This window comes from Streptomyces sp. NPDC018026, assembly GCF_044327745.1.
GTDB classification, from domain to species: Bacteria; Actinomycetota; Actinomycetes; order Streptomycetales; family Streptomycetaceae; genus Streptomyces; species Streptomyces rubrogriseus.
Genome location: NZ_JBIRFY010000002.1, coordinates 248563 through 269343 on the forward strand (window position 1 = coordinate 248563; position 20781 = coordinate 269343).

17 protein-coding genes are annotated in these 20781 nt (G+C 71.5%); 5 read left to right on the plus strand and 12 right to left on the minus strand.

Features of this window, described 5'->3' with window-relative positions:
• Nucleotides 1-36: 36 nt before the first annotated feature.
• On the plus strand, nt 37-1644 hold the full coding sequence (locus ACH4D3_RS06790; RefSeq protein ID WP_398317232.1) for a beta-N-acetylhexosaminidase: 1608 nt from the start codon (nt 37-39) through the stop codon (nt 1642-1644).
• Nucleotides 1645-1703: 59 nt separating this feature from the next.
• Here ACH4D3_RS06790 and desD read toward each other — a convergent pair whose 3' ends face one another.
• The 10 genes from desD to ACH4D3_RS06840 all read right to left on the minus strand — a co-directional run bounded on the left by desD (nt 1704) and on the right by ACH4D3_RS06840 (nt 14720).
• Nucleotides 1704-3491: a desferrioxamine E synthetase DesD gene (gene desD / locus ACH4D3_RS06795; RefSeq protein WP_398317235.1), complete on the minus strand. Its 1788-nt coding sequence runs from the start codon at nt 3489-3491 to the stop codon at nt 1704-1706.
• Nucleotides 3488-4042, minus strand: a complete 555-nt coding sequence (locus ACH4D3_RS06800) for a GNAT family N-acetyltransferase (RefSeq protein WP_398317238.1) — start codon at nt 4040-4042, stop codon at nt 3488-3490. Before ACH4D3_RS06800 ends, desD begins: the two co-directional genes overlap by 4 nt.
• Complete coding sequence (locus tag ACH4D3_RS06805) at nt 4039-5319, minus strand: lysine N(6)-hydroxylase/L-ornithine N(5)-oxygenase family protein (protein WP_398317240.1); 1281 nt, start codon at nt 5317-5319, stop codon at nt 4039-4041. The genes ACH4D3_RS06800 and ACH4D3_RS06805 overlap by 4 nt, the downstream gene beginning before the upstream one ends.
• Nucleotides 5303-6745 (minus strand): lysine decarboxylase DesA, encoded by a 1443-nt coding sequence (gene desA, locus ACH4D3_RS06810; RefSeq protein WP_398317243.1) that lies wholly within the window; start codon nt 6743-6745, stop codon nt 5303-5305. The genes ACH4D3_RS06805 and desA overlap by 17 nt, the downstream gene beginning before the upstream one ends.
• 192 nt (nt 6746-6937) lie before the next feature.
• Entirely contained in the window at nt 6938-7798 is an 861-nt protein-coding gene (locus tag ACH4D3_RS06815) for a siderophore-interacting protein (RefSeq protein WP_398317246.1), read from the minus strand.
• A 26-nt stretch (nt 7799-7824) separates the two neighbouring features.
• Nucleotides 7825-8874, minus strand: coding sequence for a siderophore-binding protein DesE (gene desE / locus ACH4D3_RS06820; RefSeq protein ID WP_398317249.1), 1050 nt, complete (start codon nt 8872-8874; stop codon nt 7825-7827).
• 128 nt (nt 8875-9002) lie between these two features.
• Nucleotides 9003-10163 (minus strand): acyl-CoA dehydrogenase family protein, encoded by a 1161-nt coding sequence (locus ACH4D3_RS06825; RefSeq protein ID WP_398318893.1) that lies wholly within the window; start codon nt 10161-10163, stop codon nt 9003-9005.
• Between the two features lie 5 nt (nt 10164-10168).
• A complete protein-coding gene (locus ACH4D3_RS06830) occupies nt 10169-11122 on the minus strand; it encodes a hydroxymethylglutaryl-CoA lyase (RefSeq protein ID WP_398317252.1) in 954 nt (317 codons plus the stop codon).
• Complete coding sequence (locus tag ACH4D3_RS06835) at nt 11119-13065, minus strand: acetyl/propionyl/methylcrotonyl-CoA carboxylase subunit alpha (protein WP_398318896.1); 1947 nt, start codon at nt 13063-13065, stop codon at nt 11119-11121. Before ACH4D3_RS06835 ends, ACH4D3_RS06830 begins: the two co-directional genes overlap by 4 nt.
• Before the next feature lie 38 nt (nt 13066-13103).
• Complete coding sequence (locus ACH4D3_RS06840; protein ID WP_398317255.1) at nt 13104-14720, minus strand: carboxyl transferase domain-containing protein; 1617 nt, start codon at nt 14718-14720, stop codon at nt 13104-13106.
• Nucleotides 14721-14817: 97 nt separating this feature from the next.
• Here ACH4D3_RS06840 and ACH4D3_RS06845 point away from each other — a divergent pair, with 97 nt between their 5' ends.
• From ACH4D3_RS06845 to ACH4D3_RS06860, 4 genes are all read left to right on the plus strand, one after another.
• Nucleotides 14818-15444 (plus strand): TetR/AcrR family transcriptional regulator, encoded by a 627-nt coding sequence (locus tag ACH4D3_RS06845; RefSeq protein WP_398317258.1) that lies wholly within the window; start codon nt 14818-14820, stop codon nt 15442-15444.
• 133 nt (nt 15445-15577) lie between these two features.
• Complete coding sequence (locus tag ACH4D3_RS06850) at nt 15578-16735, plus strand: acyl-CoA dehydrogenase family protein (protein WP_398317261.1); 1158 nt, start codon at nt 15578-15580, stop codon at nt 16733-16735.
• Nucleotides 16736-16753: 18 nt separating this feature from the next.
• The gene (locus tag ACH4D3_RS06855; RefSeq protein WP_398317264.1) at nt 16754-17626 is read left to right on the plus strand and encodes an acyl-CoA thioesterase; all 873 of its coding nucleotides are present in this window, start codon (nt 16754-16756) and stop codon (nt 17624-17626) included.
• A gap of 5 nt (nt 17627-17631) precedes the next feature.
• The gene (locus ACH4D3_RS06860; protein ID WP_398317267.1) at nt 17632-18612 is read left to right on the plus strand and encodes a cation diffusion facilitator family transporter; all 981 of its coding nucleotides are present in this window, start codon (nt 17632-17634) and stop codon (nt 18610-18612) included.
• 38 nt (nt 18613-18650) lie between these two features.
• On the opposite strand, the gene ACH4D3_RS06865 is transcribed toward ACH4D3_RS06860, so the two are convergent.
• Both ACH4D3_RS06865 and ACH4D3_RS06870 read right to left on the minus strand, forming a co-directional pair.
• Nucleotides 18651-19439 (minus strand): phosphatase, encoded by a 789-nt coding sequence (locus tag ACH4D3_RS06865; protein WP_398317270.1) that lies wholly within the window; start codon nt 19437-19439, stop codon nt 18651-18653.
• A 63-nt stretch (nt 19440-19502) separates the two neighbouring features.
• Nucleotides 19503-20765 (minus strand): RNA-guided endonuclease InsQ/TnpB family protein, encoded by a 1263-nt coding sequence (locus tag ACH4D3_RS06870; protein ID WP_398317273.1) that lies wholly within the window; start codon nt 20763-20765, stop codon nt 19503-19505.
• Nucleotides 20766-20781 lie beyond the last annotated feature (16 nt).

Here is a 20781-nt window from a genome sequence, read left to right on the forward strand (position 1 = left end):
TCCCACCCATCCCAACCCATCGCGAAGGGAGCGCACGTGAGACCTCATCGACGGCACCACAGAACGACTCCCCGCATCCCCCGGCTGCTGGGAGCGCTGCTGCTGGTGGCGGCGGTCGGCGCCATGACCACCGGCGCCGCCCCGAACCGGAAGACGGCCGACCGGCCGACCCCCCTGGACCAGGTGATCCCGGTCCCCGCCTCGGTCGAACCCGGCGGGGCGCCGTACCGCATCACCCGCGGCACCCACATCCGCGTCGACGACTCGCGCGAGGCCCGCCGCGTCGGCGACTACCTCGCGGACCTCCTGCGACCCGCCACCGGATACCGGCTCCCCGTCACCTCCCACGGCCACGGCGGCATACGGCTGCGCCTGGCGGGCGGCCCGTACGGCGACGAGGGCTACCGCCTCGACAGCGGCCCCTCCGGCATCACCATCACCGCCCGCAAGGCCGCCGGGCTCTTCCACGGCGTCCAGACCCTCCGTCAGCTGCTGCCCGCCGCCGTCGAGAAGGACACCGTGCAGAGCGGCCCCTGGCCGGTCGCGGGCGGCACCATCGAGGACACGCCCCGCTACACCTGGCGCGGCGCCATGCTCGACGTCTCCCGGCACTTCTTCGGCGTCGACGAGGTCAAGCGCTACATCGACCGCGTCGCCCTCTACAAGTACAACAAGCTCCACCTGCACCTCAGCGACGACCAGGGCTGGCGCATCGCCGTCGACTCCTGGCCGCGCCTGGCGGCGTACGGCGGCTCCACCGAGGTCGGCGGCGGCCCCGGCGGGTACTACACCAAGGCGGACTACCGGGAGATCGTCCAATACGCCGCCTCCCGGCACCTGGAGGTCGTGCCCGAGATCGACATGCCGGGCCACACCAACGCCGCCCTCGCCTCCTACGCGGAGCTGAACTGCGACGGCGTGGCACCCCCGCTGTACACCGGCACCAAGGTCGGCTTCAGCTCGCTGTGCGTCGGCAAGGACGTCACCTACGACTTCGTGGACGACGTCCTCGGCGAACTCGCCGCGCTCACCCCGGGCCGCTACCTCCACATCGGCGGCGACGAAGCGCACTCCACCCCGCACGCCGACTTCGTCACGTTCATGAAGCGGGTGCAGCCGGTCGTCGCCAAGTACGGCAAGACGGTCGTCGGCTGGCACCAATTGGCCGGCGCCGAACCGGTCGAGGGCGCGCTGGTCCAGTACTGGGGCCTGGACCGCACCGGCGACGCGGAGAAGGCCGAGGTCGCCGAGGCCGCCAGGAACGGCACCGGGCTGATCCTGTCCCCGGCGGACCGGACGTACCTGGACATGAAGTACACCGAGGACACCCCGCTGGGCCTGTCCTGGGCGGGCTACGTGGAGGTGCGGCGGTCCTACGACTGGGACCCGGCCGCCTATCTGCCGGGCGCCCCGGCCGACGCGGTCCGCGGTGTCGAGGCCCCGCTGTGGACGGAGACCCTGTCCGACCCCGACCAGCTGGACTTCATGGCCTTCCCGAGGCTCCCGGGCGTCGCCGAACTGGGCTGGTCCCCGGCGTCGACGCACGACTGGGACACCTACCGGGTGCGGCTCGCCGCACAGGCACCGCGCTGGGAGGCGATGGGGATCGACTACTACCGCTCGCCGCAGGTGCCCTGGACCTGATCCGGCCGTAACGACGGGCACCCCGGAGGACCTTCTCCGGGGTGCCCGCCATTGCGGGATCACAGCCCCGCGAGGGGGTTCCTCAGGGTCCCGATCAGCTGGAGTGCGCCGGAGGGGTCGGCGAGGTCCACCATCTGCCGGTTGTCGCGCAGCTGGAGCCGGTTGAGGCAGGACAGGGCGAACTCGGGCGCGAACATGTCGTACCGCTCGAACTTGTCGGCCAGCTCCGGCACCGACTCCTGGTACTCCCGGGTGACCTCGGCGACCGTCCGCCAGAAGGCGTCCTCCGTCACGATCCCCTCCTCCGCCAGGTTCGCGGCCAGGAAACGGAAGAAGCAGTCGAAGACGTCCGTGAAGAGGGAGAGGAGCTTCTTGTCGTCGGGCACGTCCACCGCGATGCGGGAGACCTCCGGCGGCAGCACGGCGTCCGGGTCCAGCACCGCGATCTCCTCGGCGATGTCCTTGTAGATTGCCCGCCGCACCACGCCGTCCGCCAGCACGAGGATCACGTTCTCGCCGTGCGGCATGTACACCAGGTCGTAGGCGTAGAAGCTGTGCAGCAGCGGGACGTAGTAGGCCCGCAGGTAGTGCCGCAGCCACTCGGCGGGCGTGAGCCCGGACCGCTCGATCAGCGCGCCCGCGAAGGAGGCGCCCTCGTGGTCCACGTGGACCAGGGAGGCCATGGTGGCGAGGGTCTCGCCCTCCCGGAGGGACGGCACCGGGCTCTCCCGCCACAGCGCCGCCAGCATCTTGCGGTAGGGCGAGTAGCGGTCGGTGGCCCGCTCGTACTCCAGGTGCCGGTAGCCGACGGCCGCCCGCTCCCGGATGATGCTCAGCCCCGTCTCCTTCAGCACCGGGTCGCCCTCGATCAGCCGGGCGAGCCAGTCGTTGATGGCCGGGGTGGCCTCCATGTACGCCGCCGACAGACCCCGCATGAAGCCCATGTTGAGGACGGACAGGGCCGTCTTCACATAGTGCTTCCCGGGGTGCGAGGCGTTGAAGAAGGTGCGGATGGACTGCTGGGCCAGGTACTCGTCGTCGCCCTCGCCCAGGCACACCAGGTGCCCCCGGGCGACCTCGGCGGCGAAGGTGACGGTGAGCTTGTTCCACCACTGCCAGGGGTGCACCGGGATGAGGAGGTAGTCGGCCGGGTCCAGGCCGCGCCCGCGCAGCACGCCGTGGAAGCGCTCGACGGTGGCCGCGCCCAGCTCGTCCCGGACGAAGGACTCGTACTCGATGCCCACGCCCGCCGTGAACGCCGCCCGCGACCGGTGCGCGGCCAGCCACACCAGGCGCACCGGGCTCGCGGTCTCGGGGGCGTACGACAGGTACTCGTGGACGCCGAAGCCCAGCCGGCCGTTGTTGGCGACGAAACAGGGGTGGCCCTCGGTCATGCCGGTCTCGACGGCCTGGAAGTCGTCGCTCCGGGCCAGCTCGGCGGAGGTGACCTGCGGCTTGGTCAGCTTGTAGCAGATGCCGGAGAGGGTGGAGGAGATCTCCTCCAGGTACACGGGCAGGATGTCGTCGCTCAGGCCCAGGGTCTGCTTCAGCTCGACGAAGAAGTCGAGTGCGGCGAGCGGGAGTTCCGCGCCGTCGCGGTGGCGGGTGACGGAGGCGGCGTCCACCTGCCAGTGGTCCAGGGCGCGGACGGTGGCGGTGAAGCGGTAGACGGTCTGGCCGTCGTCGCTCCGGACCGCGTATGTCCGACCGGCCGGCTCGTCCGGCTCCCGCTCCGGGGTCAGCAGGCGCTCGTGGGTGAACTCGGCCAGCGCCTTGCGGATCAGGAGGCGGTTGGCCCGCTCCCAGCGTTCGGGGGACAGGTGGGCGACGGCGTCGGCGAGGGTCATGCGGACACCGCCTTCTCGAACTGCTCGCGGGTGCAGAAGCTCAGCAAGGCCTTCTTCTCCGGCTTCTGGATCTCGCGCTCGGGCACGAATCCGACGGCTGCGTTCAGGGCGTGGACCGCGGTGTTGGTGACGTCCGGTTCGACGACGACCCGCCGGGTCGCCGGGTCGGCGAACAGCTCGGTCATCACGGCGGTGATCACGGCCCGGGTGAAGCCGTGCACGGGCCGGTCGGTCGGTGCGACCAGGAAGTGCATGCCGACGTCGCCCGGCTCGGGCTCGTACAGCCCGACCAGCTCGCGGTGGACGGGGTCGTAGCGCTCCATCAGGAAGGCCGGGACCCCGTCGTGCAGGCCGAGGTGGGCCTGCTGGTGCTCGTCGGCGGCCAGCTCCATGTAGGCCCGCTCGACGTCCACCAGCCGGGCGTCCCGCATCATCCAGTACGCGGATTTGGGGTGGGTGAGCCAGCCGTGCAGCAGCTCGCCGTCGTGCAGCGGGTCGAGGGGGCGCAGGGTCAGCGCCCCGACGGCGGTGGTGGTGCTCGTGCGGCTCATACGGCGAACTCCTGGAACGCGATCGTCTTCTCGACCGGGTAGTACTCGCGGCCGAGCAGCTCCCGGACGATGCAGCTGTTGCGGTAGGCGCCCATGCCCAGGTCGGGGCTGGTGACGCTGTGCGCGTGGACCCCCGCGTTCTGCAGGAACACGCCGCCTCCCGTGACGTCGACCGCGTAGTTGCGGCCGATGTCGAAGTTGCCGCGGGAGTCGTAGCGCAGGCGGTCCCGGACGGGCTTGAGGAACTCCGGCTCGGTGTAGCGGTAGCCGGTGGCGAGGACCAGGCCCTCGGTCTCGATCTCGAAGTCCTCACCCTGCTCCTCCTGGCGGAAGCCGAGGGTGTACGTGCCGTCCGCGTACCGGGCGCTGGTCAGCGCCGAGTTGGTGAGCAGGCGGGTGGGGACGGGGCCGCCGAGCCGTTTCTGGTAGAGCAGGTCGAAGATCTCGTTGATCAGGTCGCCGTCGATGCCCTTGAACAGGCCCTTCTGCTCGGCGGTGAGGCGGTAGCGGGTGTCCTCGGGCAGCGCGTGGAAGTAGTCCACGTACTCCGGGGAGGTCATCTCCAGGGTGAGCTTGGTGTATTCGAGCGGGAAGAAGCGCGGGGAGCGGGTGACCCAGTTCAGCCGGTAGCCGTGGACGTCGATCTCGCCCAGCAGGTCCTGGTAGATCTCGGCGGCGGACTGGCCGCTGCCGACCAGCGTGATCGACTTCTTCTTGACCAGCTCCGCCCGGTGCCGCACGTACCGGGAGTTGTGCAGGAAGTCGCCGGCCAGGCCCCGGCAGGGGTCCGGGATGTGCGGCGGGGTGCCGGTGCCGAGGACCAGGCGGCGGGCGCGGTAGGTGTCGCCGGAGGTGGTGGCGACGGCGTACAGCTCCTCGCGCTCGTCGTACGTCACCTCGGTGACCGTCGTGGAGAAGCGGACGCTGCTCAGCTTGTGCGCGGCCCAGCGGCAGTAGTCGTCGTACTCGACGCGCAGCGGGTAGAAGTTCTCCCGGATGTAGAACGAGTAGAGGCGGCCCTGCTCCTTCAGGTAGTTGAGGAAGGAGTACGGCGAGGTCGGGTCGGCGAGCGTGACCAGGTCCGACATGAACGGGGTCTGGAGGTGGGCGCCGTCCAGGAACATCCCGGCGTGCCACTCGAAGTCCGGCTTGGACTCCAGGAAGACGCCGTTCAGCTCGGCGACGGGCTCGGTGAGGCAGGCGAGGCCGAGGTTGAAGGGGCCGAGGCCGATGCCCACGAAGTCGTACGGGGCGCTGGCTTCAGGAAGCGCGGTCAAGGGAGTCTCCCAGGTACTGCTCGGCGTGGCCGGCGATCAGGTCGAGGACGGCGGCGATGTCGGCCGGGGTCGTCCCGGGGTTGAGCAGGGTGAACTTCAGGTAGTGGCGACCGGCGACCTTGGTGCCCGCGACCACGGCGTCGCCGGACGCGAACAGGGCCTTGCGGGCGTAGAGGTTGGCGCGGTCGATCTCGGCGGGGTCGGTGACGTCCGCCGGGATGTGGCGGAAGACCAGCGTGGACAGCGACGGCTGGACCACGACGTCGAAGCGCGGGTCGGCGGCGAGCAGTTTCCAGCCCTCGGCGGCCAGGTCGCACACCTCGTCGAAGAGTTCGCCGATGCCGTCGGCCCCCATCACGCGCAGCGTCATCCACAGCTTGAGCGCGTCGAAGCGGCGGGTGGTCTGGAGGGACTTGTCCACCTGGTTGGGGATACGTTCCTGCACCATGCGGCGCGGGTTGAGGTACTCCGCGTGGTAGGTGGCGTGGCGCAGCGTGGCCGCGTCCCGGACCAGCACGGCCGACGAACTGACCGGCTGGAAGAAGGACTTGTGGTAGTCCACGGTGACCGAGTCGGCCCGCTCGATGCCGTCGATGCGGTGCCGGTACTTCAGGGAGGCGAGCAGCCCGCAGCCGTAGGCCGCGTCGACGTGCAGCCACACGCCGTACTGCTCGCACAGCCCGGCGATCTCCGGCAGCGGGTCGATCGAGCCGAAGTCGGTGGTGCCGCCGGTGGCGACGACGGCCATGGGGACCAGGCCGTCCTGCGCGCAGCGCTCCAGCTCGCGGGCGAGGGCGACGGCCTGCATCCGCTTGTCGCGGTCGACCGGGATCGACACGACGGCGTCGGGGCCGAGGCCGAGCAGTTTCGCGGACTTCTTGACGCTGAAGTGGCTGACCTCGGAGGCGAAGATCCGCAGGGAGGCGAAGTCCTCGGCCTTCGCCTCCTCGCGGGCGAGGAGCAGCGCCTGGAGATTGGACTGGGTGCCGCCGGAGGTGAACACGCCGTCGGCCGCCGGGCCGAGGCCGATCCGGGCGCAGGTCCAGTCGATCAGCTTCCGCTCGATCAGCGTGCCGCCCGCCGACTGGTCCCAGGTGTCCAGGGAGGAGTTGACGGCGGACAGGACCGCCTCACCGAGCAGCGCCGGTATGACGACCGGGCAGTTGAGGTGGGCGAGGTAGCGGGGGTGGTGGAAGTAGACGGCGTCGCGGAGGTAGACGTCCTCCAGCTCGTCCAGGACCGCGGCCGTGTCGTGCAGCGGCTCGTCGAGGTCGATCCCGTCGATGCGGGGGGAGAGGGCGTCGACCGTGACGCCGGTGAACGGACGGTCGGTGGTGGCGAGTTTGGCGGCCACCCGCTCGACTCCTTCGGTCACGGAGCGGCGGTACTGCTCCGCGGTGGTGTCGTTGAGCAGGTGCGAGCGCATGTGGGGGTCCTCCGGTGGGGACGGTCCGAGAGGGGGTGGGGAGGGCCGGAACCCTCACTTCGACTTAGGTGAGCCTAACCTAAGTTGAGTCGATCAAACGCGCGCCTGTGGGTGACCGCTGTCACTCGCGTCCCGTCCGTGCGGCCGGCTGGGGCGGATGCGGTGGCTGGGCGCGGTGGCGGGGTGCGGTCCTCAGCCCTGCTCGCGGAGTTGTTCCTCCGTCAGGCCGCGGCGCCAGTAGCCGACGAAGGTGACGGCCCGTCGGTCGACGCCGCGCTCGCCCACGAAGTGCCGCCGCAGCTGCTTGACGCGGCCGGACTCGCCCGCGATCCAGACGTAGGGGTGCTCGGCGGGCGGCAGTTGGGCGGCCCGGAGGGTGGCGAGGGTCGTCTCGGGCCCGCCGGTGTCGTCCCCGACCAGCCAGGTGATCTCGGCGTCCGCGGTCGTCCGGAGGTCCTGCACGTCCCCGGCGTGCGGCACCTGAAGCCAGACCCGGGCGCGGGTGCCGGCCGGCAGTGCCTCCACGATGGCGCAGGCGGCGGGTACGGCGGTCTCGTCGCCCCAGATCACCACCAGGTCGGTGTCCTCGGGCGGCCGGAAGCGGATCGCCCGGTTGTCGGCGACCGCCGGGCCGAGCAGCAGCACGCGGTCGCCGGGGGCGGCGTCGGCGGCCCAGCGGGCGGCGGGGCCCGCCTGGATCCCCGAGTCCGGTTCGAGGCCGTGCAGGACGAAGTCGACGTCGATCTCGGCGTTGTGCCCGTCGTCGTCCCGGCGCAGCGACCGCAGCGTGTACGAGCGCATCACCGCCCGCACGTCCTCCGGCAGTTCCCGCCAGCCCTGCCACCAGCCCTCACCCAGCTCCACCGGCACCGCGGGCTCCGCCTGCCCCGGGTGCGGCAGGAACAGCGACAGCGACTGGTCGAGGCCGTCGGAGCGGAAGCCGCGCAGGTCGGGTCCGGCGAAGGTGACCCGGGCCAGGGACGGGCCGAGCCGCCTCGTCCGTACGACCTGGAGGGCGAAGAAACGGAACGGGGCGGCGACGGCCGTCGTCATGAGGGGCTCCGGGGGAGGGGGGCGGGTCAGCCGACCTTCTTGGCGTTCTCGATCGCCTCGGCCAGGTTGTCGAGCAGCGGCGTGCACTTGTCGTAGGACAGGATCGGCTCGGGGGAGCGGGCGATGACCTGTCCGGCCTTGACCGCGGGGAGCTGCTTCCAGGTGCCCTCGGTGATGTCCGCGGGCTGGATGGTCGAGGCGCGGTCGTCCATGATGATGACGTCGGCCGGGTACTTGTCGACGTTCTCCCAGCTCAGGGACTCGAACCAGCCGCCGGTCGCCTTCTTGGCGTCCTCGGAGGGCTCGACGAAGTTCACGCCGAGGGCCTTGAAGTACTCCAGGTCCACCGAGAGGTTGGTGCCGGAGACGTAGAACAGGTCGGGGCTCGCGGAACCCGCCAGCACCCTGATCTCGGGCCTGGCCTTGGCGGCGGCGCGCAGCCGGGCGGCGGCCTTGTCGAAGGCGGCCTTGGCGTCGGTGGCCTTCTTGGCCTTCATGTCCGCGCCGAGCGACTCGGCCAGCTCCCACATTCGCTGGAGCGGCTGGGTGAGCTGGCGGTCGAAGACCGAGATCGCGACGCTCGGCGCGAGCTTGGCGATCTTGTCCTTCGACTCCTCCGGGACGGACCAGAGGGTGCCCGCGGTGTCGAAGGTCGTGGTGATGAGCACCTCGGGGGCGAGGGAGGCGTACTTCTCGACGTTGAGCTTGCCCCACTCGTTGCCGAGCACGGTGACCTTGTCGACGTCGAGGTCGCCGGCCTGCACGTCGGGCTTGCCGTCCTTGGTGGTGGTCGGGCCGAAGACGCCCTTGACCTCGACGCCGTAGTCGAAGAGGGCGGCGGCGACCCCCGTGAAGGCGACGATGTTCGCCGGCACCTTGTCCAGCTTCACGGTGGTGCCGCGGTCGTCCTTGAAGGACCAGGGGCCGGACTTGGCGGCGCCGTCCGACCCGTCGCCCGCCCCACCGCTCTTGCCGTCGTCGTCGCCGCAGGCCGCGAGCACGGCACCGAGGCCGAGGGCGCCGCCGGCGGCGAGGATTCCGCGGCGGGTCGGGTGGGTAGCGCTGGCGTTGGACATGGTGGTGGCTGCCTTCGAACGGTGCGGAGCGTCGCGCCCTGCGGGACAATTCGAAGGTAGGTTAGCCTAACCTCAGATCTTGTCCAGGGGTGGGGCCGTACGGCGCCCACCCCCGGCGCCCGGGAGCCTCAGCCCGCCAGCCCCAACTCCCGCGCGATCAGCATCCGCTGGACCTCGCTGGTGCCCTCGCCGATCTCCAGGATCTTCGCGTCCCGCCACATCCGGGCGACCGGGTACTCGTTCATGAATCCGTAGCCGCCGTGGACCTGGGTGGCGTCCCGGGCGTTGTCCACCGCGACCGTCGAGGAGTACAGCTTCGCCAGTGCCGCCTCCTTCTTGAACGGCTCGCCCGCCACCAGCCGCGAGGCCGCGTCCCGCCAGGCGAGGCGGGCCGTGTGGGCCTTCATCTCCATGTCGGCGATCTTGAACTGGATGGCCTGGTTGGCGCCGATCGGCTTGCCGAAGGCGTGACGTTCCTTCGCGTAGGCGACCGACTCGTCCACACAGCCCTGCGCGAGCCCCGTGCCCAGCGCGGCGATGGCGACCCGGCCCTCGTCCAGGATGCGCAGGAACTGCGCGTAGCCGCGCCCCAGCTCGCCCAGCAGGTTCGCCGCCGGGACCCGGACGTCGGCGAAGGACAGCTCACGGGTGTCCGACGCGTTCCAGCCGACCTTCGAGTACGGGGCGGCCACCGTGAAGCCCGGGGTGCCCGACGGGACGATGATCGACGAGATCAGGGGCCGTCCGTCCGGCTTGCGGCCGGTGACCGCTGTGACCGTCACCAGGCCCGTGATGTCCGTGCCGGAGTTGGTGATGAAGCACTTGGTGCCGTTGACGACCCATTCGTTCGTCGCCTCGTCCAGACGGGCCGTCGTACGGGTCGCGCCCGCGTCGCTGCCGCCGTCCGGCTCGGTGAGGCCGAACGCCCCCAGGATCTCGCCCGAGCAGAGGCGGGGCAGCCACTCGCGCTTCTGCTCCTCGGTGCCGAAGAGATGGATCGGCATCGCGCCCAGCGAGACGCCCGCCTCCAGGGTGATCGCCACCGACGAGTCGACCCGGGCCAGCTCCTCCAGGGCCACGCCGAGGGCGAAGTAGTCGCCGCCCATGCCGCCGTACTCCTCCGGGAACGGCAGCCCGAACAGGCCCATGCGGCCCATCTCGCGGACGATCTCGTACGGGAACTCGTGCCGCTCGTAGAAGTCGCCGATCTTCGGCGCCACCACGTCGTGCGCGAACTGTTCGACCGTACGGCGCAGTTCTTCCAGTTCGGGGGAGAGCTTGTGGTCCATGGTGTTCACGACTCCTGGTGGGAGAGGGCTCGAACGGTGCGGGACGGGCTGGGCCGTCCCAGGTGCGCGGCCATCCAGACGCTTGTGGCGACGAGACGGCCGAGGTCGACCCCGGTGTCGATGCCGAGGCCCCGCAGCATCCACACGAGGTCTTCGGTGGCGAGGTTGCCGGTGGCGGACTTCGCGAAGGGGCAGCCGCCGAGCCCGCCGGCGGAGGCGTCGACCGTGCTGACGCCCTGCTGGAGCGCGGCCAGCGTGTTGGCCAGGGCCTGGCCGTAGGTGTCGTGGAAGTGCACGCCCAGCGCGGAGACCGGCACGCCCGCCCCGGTCAGCGCGGTGAGCAGGGCCGTCACATGGCCCGGGGTCGCCACCCCGATGGTGTCGCCGAGGCTCAGCTCGTCGCAGCCCATGTCCAGCAGGGCCCGGCAGACCCGCACCACCTGGGGGACGGGGACCGGGCCCTCCCACGGGTCGCCGAAGCACATCGAGAGGTAGCCCCGCACGCGGACGTCGTCGCCCTGCGCCTTCGCCCGGGTCACCACCGGCTCGAACATGGCCAGCGCCTCGTCCACCGTGCGGTTGAGGTTGGCCTTGGCGAAGGACTCCGTGGCGCTGGCGAAGACCGCGACGCTGCGCGCGCCGAGCGCCAGGGCCCGGTCCAGGCCGCGCTCGTTCGGCACCAGCACCGGCAGCGACACCGGCAGGCCGGAGATCTGCGGGTACAGGTCCTCGGCGTCCGCCAGCTGGGGGACCCACTTGGGGTGGACGAAGCTCGTCGCCTCGATCGTGGTCAGGCCCGTGCCGGCCAGCCGGCGGATGAACTCCGCCTTGACGGCCGTCGGCACCGTCGCCTTCTCGTTCTGCAGCCCGTCGCGCGCGCCGACCTCGTGGATGCGGACGCGGGCGGGGAGGCCCTCGGCCGGTACGGGCATCGGGAGGCCGAGTTCCGGGGCGTTCATGCCGTCTCCTCCGTCGCGTCGTCGGTCGGTTCGATGACCGCGAGTACCTGGTCCATGGCGACGGTCGTGCCCGGCGCCACGTCCAGCTCGGCGACGGTGCCGGCGTGCGGGGCGGAGATGACGTGCTCCATCTTCATCGCCTCCACCACCAGCAGGCTCTGCCCGGCGCTCACCTCGTCGCCGACGGCGACCTTCACCACCGTCACCGTGCCCGGCATCGGCGCGGTCAGCGAGTCGGCGCCCGCGTGGGCGGCCCGGTTGAGTGAGGCGGCCACCGGGTCGTGGTCGCGCACCTGCCAGGCGTCGCCGTCGCGGCCCAGCCAGTCGGCGGCCCGGTGGAAGGTGTGCCGGACGCCGTCCAGGGTGACGGCGACCCGCTCGCCGGTGACGGTGTGGGTGCCGCGCGGAGTGTGAGTGACGGGTTCGAGTCCCGGCGCACGCAGGTGGAAGGCGACCGGCTTGGGTGCGCCGCCGGTGCGCCAGCCGCTGGGCACCGAGAACGGGTCCGTCCAGCCCTCACCGCGCGGGCGGAGCGCCTCCAGCCGGACGGCCGCCGCCGCCTCGTACACCGCCTCCGGCACGTCGGTGGCGACCAGGCCGTCGACCTCGCGCTCCACCAGCCCCGTGTCCAGCTCGCCCGCCACCACCGCCGGGTGCGCGAGCAGCCGCCGCAGGAACCCGGCGTTGGTCTGCACTCCCAGGGTGACCGTCCCGGCCAGCGCCGCCCGGAGCCTGCGCAGCGCGGTCTCCCGGTCGGGGCCGTACGCGATCACCTTGGACAGCATCGGGTCGTACAGGCTGCCGACCTCGGTGCCCTCGCTGAGCCCCGAGTCGGTGCGCACGCCGTCGCCCTCGGGCTCGCGCAGCCGCAGTACCGTGCCGCCGGACGGGAGGAAGCCCCTCGAAGGGTCCTCGGCGCACAGCCGGGCCTCGATCGCGTGCCCGGTCAGCCGTACGTCCTGCTGCCCGAACCCGAGCGGCTCGCCCGCCGCCACCCGCAGCTGCCACTCCACCAGGTCCAGGCCGGTCACCAGCTCGGTCACCGGGTGCTCGACCTGGAGACGGGTGTTCATCTCCATGAAGTAGTACTGGGAGGGATCGCTCCCGGGCACGATGAACTCCACCGTGCCCGCGCCCCGGTAGCCGCAGGAGCGGGCCGCCTGCACGGCCGCCTCGCCCATCGCCGCCCGGGTCGCCTCGTCCAGCAGGACGCTGGGCGCCTCCTCGATCACCTTCTGGTGGCGGCGCTGGAGCGAGCACTCGCGCTCGCCCAGGTGCACCACGCCGCCGTGGCCGTCGGCCAGCACCTGGATCTCGATGTGCCGGGGACGGTCGATCCACCGCTCCACCAGCAGCGTGTCGTCGCCGAAGGAGGCACGGGCCTCGCGGCGCGCGGCGGCGATCTCGTCGGCCAGCACCGCCGCGTCCCGCACCAGCCGCATGCCCTTGCCGCCACCGCCCGCCGACGGCTTCAGCAGCACCGGGGTGCCGATCTCGCGGGCGGCGTCGGCGAGCTGCTCGTCGGTGAGCCCGCTGCCGCTGGAGCCGGGGACGACCGGCACCCCGGCCGCCCGCACCGTCTCCTTGGCGCGGATCTTGTCGCCCATCAGGGCGATCGCGTCGGCGGACGGCCCGATGAAGACCAGCCCCGCCTCCTCGCAGGCCCGCGCGAAACCCGCGTTCTCGGCGAGGAAGCCGTACCCCGGGTGGACCGCCTGCGCGCCCGTACGGGCCGCCGCCTCCAGCAGCCGCTCGACGGACAGATAGCTCTCCGTCGCGGGCGCCGGGCCGATCCGTACCGCGTCGTCGGCCTCCCGCACGTGCCGCGCGTCCGCGTCGGCGTCGGAGAAGACCGCCACCGAGCGCACGCCCATCGAGCGCAGGGTCCGGACGACGCGGACGGCGATCTCACCCCGGTTGGCGACGAGCACGGTGTCGAACATGCGTGGCGTCTCGTTCGTGTTCTGCATGGGTCCCCTCCTCACATCCGGAAGACGCCGAACTGGGGCTCGCCCAGCGGCGCGTTGGCACACGCGGTCAGGGCCAGGCCCAGCACCTGCCGGGTGTCGGCGGGCTCGATCACGCCGTCGTCCCACAGGCGGGCGGTCGCGTAGTAGGCGTTGCCCTGGCGCTCGTACTGGGCGCGGACCGGTGCCTTGAAGGACTCCTCCTCCTCGGCCGGCCACTGTTCGCCGCGCGCCTCCAGCTGGTCCCGCTTGACCGTGGCCAGCACGGACGCGGCCTGCTCGCCGCCCATCACGGAGATCTTGGCGTTGGGCCACATCCACAGGAAGCGCGGCGAATACGCCCGCCCGCACATCGAGTAGTTGCCCGCGCCGTACGAGCCGCCGACGACCACCGTCAGCTTCGGTACGCGCGTGCACGCCACCGCCGTCACCATCTTGGCGCCGTGCTTGGCGATACCGCCCGCCTCGTAGTCCCGGCCCACCATGAACCCGGAGATGTTCTGCAGGAACACCAGCGGGATGCCGCGCTGGTCGCACAGCTCGATGAAGTGGGCGCCCTTCTGGGCCGACTCGGAGAACAGGATGCCGTTGTTGGCGACGATCCCGACCGGGTGGCCGTGGATCCGGGCGAAGCCGGTGACCAGGGTCTGCCCGTACTCGGACTTGAACTCGGCGAAGCGGGAGCCGTCCACCACGCGCGCGATGACCTCGCGGACGTCGTAGGGGGTGCGCGAGTCGACCGGCACCGCGCCGTACAGCTGCTGCGGGTCCACCTTCGGCTCGACGGCCGCCTGCACGCCCCAGGGGAGGGTGCCGCGCTCCGGCAGGGTGGAGACGATCTGCCGCACGATGCGCAGGGCGTGCGGGTCGTCCTCGGCGAGGTGGTCGGTCACGCCGGACACGCGCGAGTGGACCTCGCCGCCGCCCAGCTCCTCCGCGGTGACCACCTCACCGGTGGCCGCCTTCACCAGCGGCGGACCGCCGAGGAAGATCGTGCCCTGGTTGCGGACGATCACGGCCTCGTCGCTCATCGCCGGGACGTAGGCGCCGCCCGCCGTGCAGGAGCCGAGGACGGCGGCGATCTGCGGGATGCCCGCGCCCGACATCCGGGCCTGGTTGTAGAAGATCCGCCCGAAGTGCTCGCGGTCCGGGAAGACCTCGTCCTGCATGGGCAGGAAGGCGCCTCCCGAGTCGACGAGGTACAGGCACGGCAGCCGGTTCTCCAGCGCCACCTCCTGCGCCCGGAGGTGCTTCTTCACGGTCATCGGGTAGTACGTGCCGCCCTTGACGGTGGCGTCGTTCGCCACGATCACGCACTCGCGGCCGCTGACCCGGCCGATCCCGGCGATCACGCCGGCCGCCGGGGCCGCCCCGTCGTAGAGCCCGTCGGCCGCGAGCGGCGCCAGCTCCAGGAACGGCGAGCCCGGATCGAGCAGCGCGTCCACGCGGTCGCGCGGCAGCAGCTTGCCGCGCGCGGTGTGCCGGGCCCGCGCCCGCTCGCCGCCGCCCAGCCGGGCCGCCGCGAGCTTGGCGCGCAGTTCCTGAACGAGGGCGGCGTGCGCCTCCTCGTTGGCCCGAAAGGCCTCCGAGGCGGGATCCGCCGCCGTCGTCAGCTCCGGTGCCTCGTGCATCCCGCGGTCCCCTCACCCAGTGGTCGACCAGTTAATGAGCGTTAACGCATTTCCTTCAGGTTAACGACCGCTAACCCCCCTGTCTAGAATCGACTTCATGGCCACCAGAACCGACGCCCCCACCCGCCGCGAGCAGATCCTCAAGGAGGCCGCCCGGCTCTTCGCCGAGCGCGGCTTCCACGGGGTGGGCGTCGACGAGATAGGCGCCGCGGTCGGCATCAGCGGCCCCGGTCTCTACCGGCACTTCCCCGGCAAGGACGCGATGCTCGCCGAGCTGCTGGTCGGGATCAGCGACTCGCTGCTGACCGGGGCCAAGCGGCGGCTCGCGGAGGCGGACGGGTCGGGCCGCTCCCGGGCGGGCTCCGGCGCGCCGGGACCCGAGGCGGTCCTCGACTCGCTCATCGAGGGGCACATCGACTTCGCGCTCGACGACCGCCCGCTCATCACCCTGCACGACCGCGAGCTGGACCGCCTGCGGGACGCCGACCGCAAGATGGTGCGGCAGTTGCAGCGGCAGTACGTCGAGCTGTGGGTCGGGGTGCTCCGGGAGGTCTACCCGGCGCTCGCCGAGCCCGCCGCCCGCTCCGCGGTCCACTCGGTCTTCGGCCTGCTGAACTCCACCCCCCACCTGGGCCGCCCCGGCTCCCTGCCCGGCCGCGCGGTGACGGCGTCCCTGCTGCACCGGATGGCCCGGGGGGCGTTCGCGGCGGTGGGGGAGGCGTAGCGGGTGCCCTGGGCGCCCCTCCCGGGGGGAGCGACGAGGGTTACCCGCGTCCCGGTCTGGACGCCTGTCCCTACCCGCCGGTACGGTTGAGTCTGAGCAAGCGCTTAGATATTCGTACCCTGGAGGTGGCGCGGTGCGCCGTACGGTGTTCAACGAGGACCACGAGGCGTTCCGGGAGACCCTGCGCGCCTTCATCGAGGCCGAGGTCGTCCCCGTCTACGACGACTGGTTCGCCGCGGGCCAGGCGCCGCGCGAGTTCTACTACCAGCTCGGCGAGCTGGGCATCTTCGGCATCAACGTGCCCGAGGAGTTCGGCGGCGCCGGCATGGACAGCCACAAGTTCGAGGCCGTCCTCTACGAGGAGACCGCCCGCGCGGGCGTCCAGTTCGGCGGCTCCGGCGTCCACGTGCTGCTCGCCCTGCCCTACATCAACATGCTGGCCACCGACGAGCAGAAGAAGCGCTACCTGCCGAAGTTCGTCACCGGCGAGGAGATGTGGGCCATCGCGATGACGGAGCCCGGCACCGGCTCCGACCTCGCCGGCATGAAGTCCACCGCCAAGCTCTCCGAGGACGGCACCCACTACGTCCTCAACGGCGCCAAGACCTTCATCACCGGCGGCGTGCACGCCGACAGGGTCATCGTCTGCGCCCGCACCGCCGCGCCCACCGCCGAGGACCGCCGCCACGGCATCTCCCTGTTCGCCGTGGACACCAAGTCCGAGGGCTACTCGGTCGGCCGCAAGCTCGACAAGCTGGGCCTGCGCACCTCCGACACCGCCGAGCTGGCCTTCGTCGACGTCAAGGTCCCCGTCGAGGACCTGCTCGGCGAGGAGAACAAGGGCTTCTACTACCTCGGCCACAACCTGGCCTCCGAGCGCTGGGGCATCGCCTACGGCGCCTACGCGCAGGCCAAGGCCGCCGTCCGCTTCGCCACCCAGTACGTGCAGGACCGCACCGTCTTCGGCAAGCCGGTCGCCCACTTCCAGAACACCAAGTTCGAGCTGGCCGCCTGCCAGGCCGAGGTGGACGCCGCCGAGGCCGTCGCCGACCGCGCCACCGAGGCCCTGGACGCCGGGGAGCTGACCCCCGCCGAGGCCGCCAGCGCCAAGCTGTTCTGCACCGAGGTCGCCCACCGCGTCATCGACCGCTGCCTCCAGCTGCACGGCGGCTACGGCTACATGAACGAGTACCCGATCGCCCGCCTGTACGCGGACAACCGCGTCAACCGCATCTACGGCGGCACCAGCGAGATCATGAAGTCGATCATCGCGAAGAACATGGGCCTGTAGACCGCGGAACCACTGGCCATGAGCGAAGCACTCCAGTCCCTCCTCGACCTGCTCGACCTCGAGCGGATCGAGGAGGACATCTACCGCGGCCGCTCCCGGTCCGCCGTCGTCCCCCGGGTCTTCGGCGGGCAGGTGGCGGCCCAGGCCATGGTCGCGGCCGGCCGCACGGTCCCCGCGGACCGGCACGCGCACTCCCTGCACGCGTACTTCCTGCGCCCCGGCGACCCCGGCGCCCCCATCGTCTACAACGTCGACCGGCTGCGCGACGGCCGCTCCTTCACCACCCGCCGCGTCGTCGCCGTCCAGCACGGCAAGCCGATCTTCACCCTGTCGGCCTCCTTCCAGACGTACGAGGAGGGCCTGGACCACCAGGCCCCGATGCCGCCCGCACCGGACCCGGCGACCCTCCCCACCGGTGAGGAGCGGCTGCGCGGCTACCCGCACCTGCCCGCCGAGACGGTGGAGCGCTTCCTGGAGGCGCGCGCCGCCGTCGACCTGCGCTACGTCGACGACCCGCCCTTCGGCGACTTCGGCACCCCGCGCGAGCCGCACTCCCAGGTGTGGTTCCGCACCAACGGCAAGCTCGCGGACGACCCGCTGCTGCACGTCGTCCTCGCCACCTACGTCTCCGACATGACCCTGCTCGACTCGGTCCTGCTCGCGCACGGCCGCGGCGGCTGGGCCGTCGGCGACGTCGTCGGGGCCTCGCTGGACCACGCCATGTGGTTCCACCGGCCCTTCCGCGCCGACGAATGGCTGCTGTACGACCAGCAGTCGCCGTCCGCGTCCGGCGGCCGGGGCCTGGGCCAGGCCCGCATCCACACCCAGGACGGGCGGCTCGCCGTCTCGGTCGTCCAGGAAGGCGTGGTCCGGGTCCCTCGGGAACACTGAGGGGCATGGCGGACACCGGGGACACGGCCGACGCGAAGAAGAACGGCGACAGCACCTTCACGGTGCTCGTCGCCGCCTTCGCCAATCTGGGCATCGCCGTCGCCAAGGCGGTGGCCGGAGTGATCAGCGGCTCCAGCGCCATGCTTTCCGAGGCCGCGCACTCGGTCGCCGACACCGTCACCGAGGTGCTGCTGCTGACCTCGCTCAAGCGCAGCGTCCGCCCCGCCGACGAGGACCACCCCCTCGGCCACGGACCCGAACGCTACGTCTGGGCGCTGCTCGCGGCCGTCGCCACCTTCGTCGGCGGCGCCGTCTTCTCCCTCTACGACGGCATCCACACCCTCACCCACGGCGAGGACCTCGGCGACCCGCTGGTGTCGTACATCGTCCTGGCCGTCGCCTTCGTCCTGGAGGGCTACTCGCTGCGCACCGGGCTCAGACAGGTCCGCGGCGAGGCCGCCCACCACCGGGTCTCCTTCGGCCGCTACCTGCGCCGCACGCCCGACACCGCCGTGAAGGCCGTCGTAATGGAGGATACCGCCGCGCTGGCCGGCCTGCTGCTGGCCGCGGGCGGACTGCTCGGCGGACAGCTCACCGGCTCCGGCGTCTGGGACGCCGTGGCCTCGCTGTGCATCGGCGCACTGCTGCTGTACGTCGCCTGGGTGCTGGGCCGCTCCAACGTCGAGTTCCTGGTCGGGCGCCCCCTGTCGCGCTCCGTGCGGGACCGGATCCGGGCGGAGCTGGTGGCCGTCGAGCACATCGAGGCCGTACTGGAGCTGACCACCCTCGTGCAGGGGCCGAGCGAGGCCCTGGTCGCCGCCAAGGTCGACTTCCGGGACGTGTCGACGGCGGCGCAGATCGAGTGGGCGTGCGAGCGGGCCGAGCAGCGGCTGCGCGAGGAGTTCCCGATCGTGCGCCGGGTCTACCTGGACCCGACGCCGGGGTTCGCGCAGCGCCGCACGGAAGGGCTCAACCCCTGGCCGTAGGAGGAGCGGGAGCCGAGCCGCGGGGGGGGGGGCTCGGGCTACTTCAGCCCGGCCTCCGTCAGCAGGTACGCCGTCATCGGGTCGTAGTAGCGCGGGCTGACCACGTGGTCGTCCAGCGGCACCGCCACCTGGAGGGTGCCCTCGGACTCGGCGAGGAAGAGGGCCGGGTCGTTGCAGTCCGCGTAGCCGACCGAGTCCACGCCGTGCTGGGCGGCACAACCGGCCCAGCCGTGGTCGGCGACCACCAGGTCGGGCAGCGGGCGGCCCTCGCGCTCCAGACCGGTCAGGATCGCCTTCATCGGCTCGCCCGAATGGGTGTGCCACAGCGAGGCCCCGTGCTCCAGCACCGAGACGTCCGCGAACTGCTGGACGTACCCCTCCTCCGTGGTCAGCCCCTCCGGGATCACGACGATCTCGCAGCCCGCGGTCCGCAGCGCGGCGGCCGTGGCGCGGTGCACGTCGAGCAGCCCGCCCGGGTGACCGGTGGCGAACAGCACCCGCTGCCCGCCTTCGGCCGCCTTGCGCAGCCGCCCCGCCATCCGCTCCAGCGCGGAGACGGTCAGCTCCGGGTCGATGGTGTCCTGGCCGTACCGGTGCTCGGGGTCGTCGTTGACGCCGACCCGCTCCGCCATCACCGCGAGCACGTCCTGCTCGTCGCTCCAGCGGTCGCCCAGCTCCAGACCGAGCCAGAAGCCCCGGTCGCCGTTCGCCAGCTTCCGGTAGTGGGAGAGGTTGTTCTCGCGGGGCGTGGCGACGTCGCCCGCGATACGCGTTCTGACGAGGTGCTCGGCGAGTTCGGCGCGGCTGGGTGTCCCGGGTATCGGCATGGCTCCATTTTGACATCCTCCCCTTTCTTAAAAGCGGGGATTACAGCCCGTACGGGCTGAGGTTCACGGACGCTCGACCGCTCTGGGCGGTGTCGTCCCTCCGGCACCGGCTGTTCGCCGGGGGCGGGGAATCCCGCCCTGTCCTGCCACGACGTTGACTGCTGCGTTGGTGTCCGCGTTGCAGGTGAAGCCGCAGGAGGAGCAGACGAACTCGGCTTGGCTCTTGCGTGAGTTCTTGTCGATCCATCCGCAGGCGCTGCAGCGCAGACTGGTGTAGGGGGCGGGTACGTCCTCGACCCGGCCGGGGGCCTTGTGCCCGGTGCGCTGCCGGAGCAAGCCCCAGCCCTGGGCGAGGATCGCCCGGTTCAGGCCGGACTTCTGGGTCACCTTCTTGCCGGGCTGCTCGACCGTGCCCCGGGCGGAGCGGGTCATCTTCTTGATGTTCAGTTTCTCGAACCGGACGAGATCGTAAGTGCGGGCGAGCATGGTGCTGGTCTTCTCGCACCAGTCCTTGCGCCGGTCGGCGTCCCGCGCCTTGAGCTTGGCGACCTTCGCGTACTCGAGCGCTTTTGTCGGGCCGGCCTTCTCCGCTCGGGCCGCGCGCCGCTGGTGCTTGCGGATCCGAGCGCGTTCCCGGGTAGTGAGCTGGGGGCAGTTGAGAGTGCGGCCGTCCGACAGGGCGGCGGTGACCTTCACGCCCCGGTCGATGCCGATGGCCTGGCCCGTACCTGGCGCAGGGGTCGGCTCGGGAAGGACCGCGAAGGCGATGTGCCACTGCCCGTTGCGGAAGGTGACGCGGAATGTCTTCGCTTGCGGGAGCCGGGCGCCCTTGCCGTTGGCGCTGAGGCGGAAGCGGACCCATCCGCAGCCGGGCACCTTGACCTGTGCCCACCTGCGGTTCAGCTTCTGCAGAGTGACGGAGCGGCCCATGACCTGCTTGCCGGTCTTCGCGTTCAGCTTCGGTGATCCGTCGGTGTTGTGGTCGGGTACGCGATCGGCGCCGATGACACGGAAGCCCTCGTGCCGGTACTTCCTGCGCCAGGTCGGCTCACCGAAGCCCGAGGTGAAGCGCGCGTTCTTGGCTTTGGCGAAGTCCCGGAGCGCCTGCTGCTGCACATTCGCGTTTCCCGCGCCGAGCCACGCGCTCTCGTGGCGGGCCTCGGTGAGCTGGCGGCACTGCTCGGCGAAACCTGGAGCGGCCTTGCGCCACCTGCGCCAGTGCGAGTGCTGTTCAACGGCCAGGTTCCAGACGTACCGGGCGTGCGCGCAGTGCAGCAGCATCTGCTGCTCCTGCTCGCGCGTCGGGTACATCCGGAAACGACTCATGGTCCCATTCTAGCTC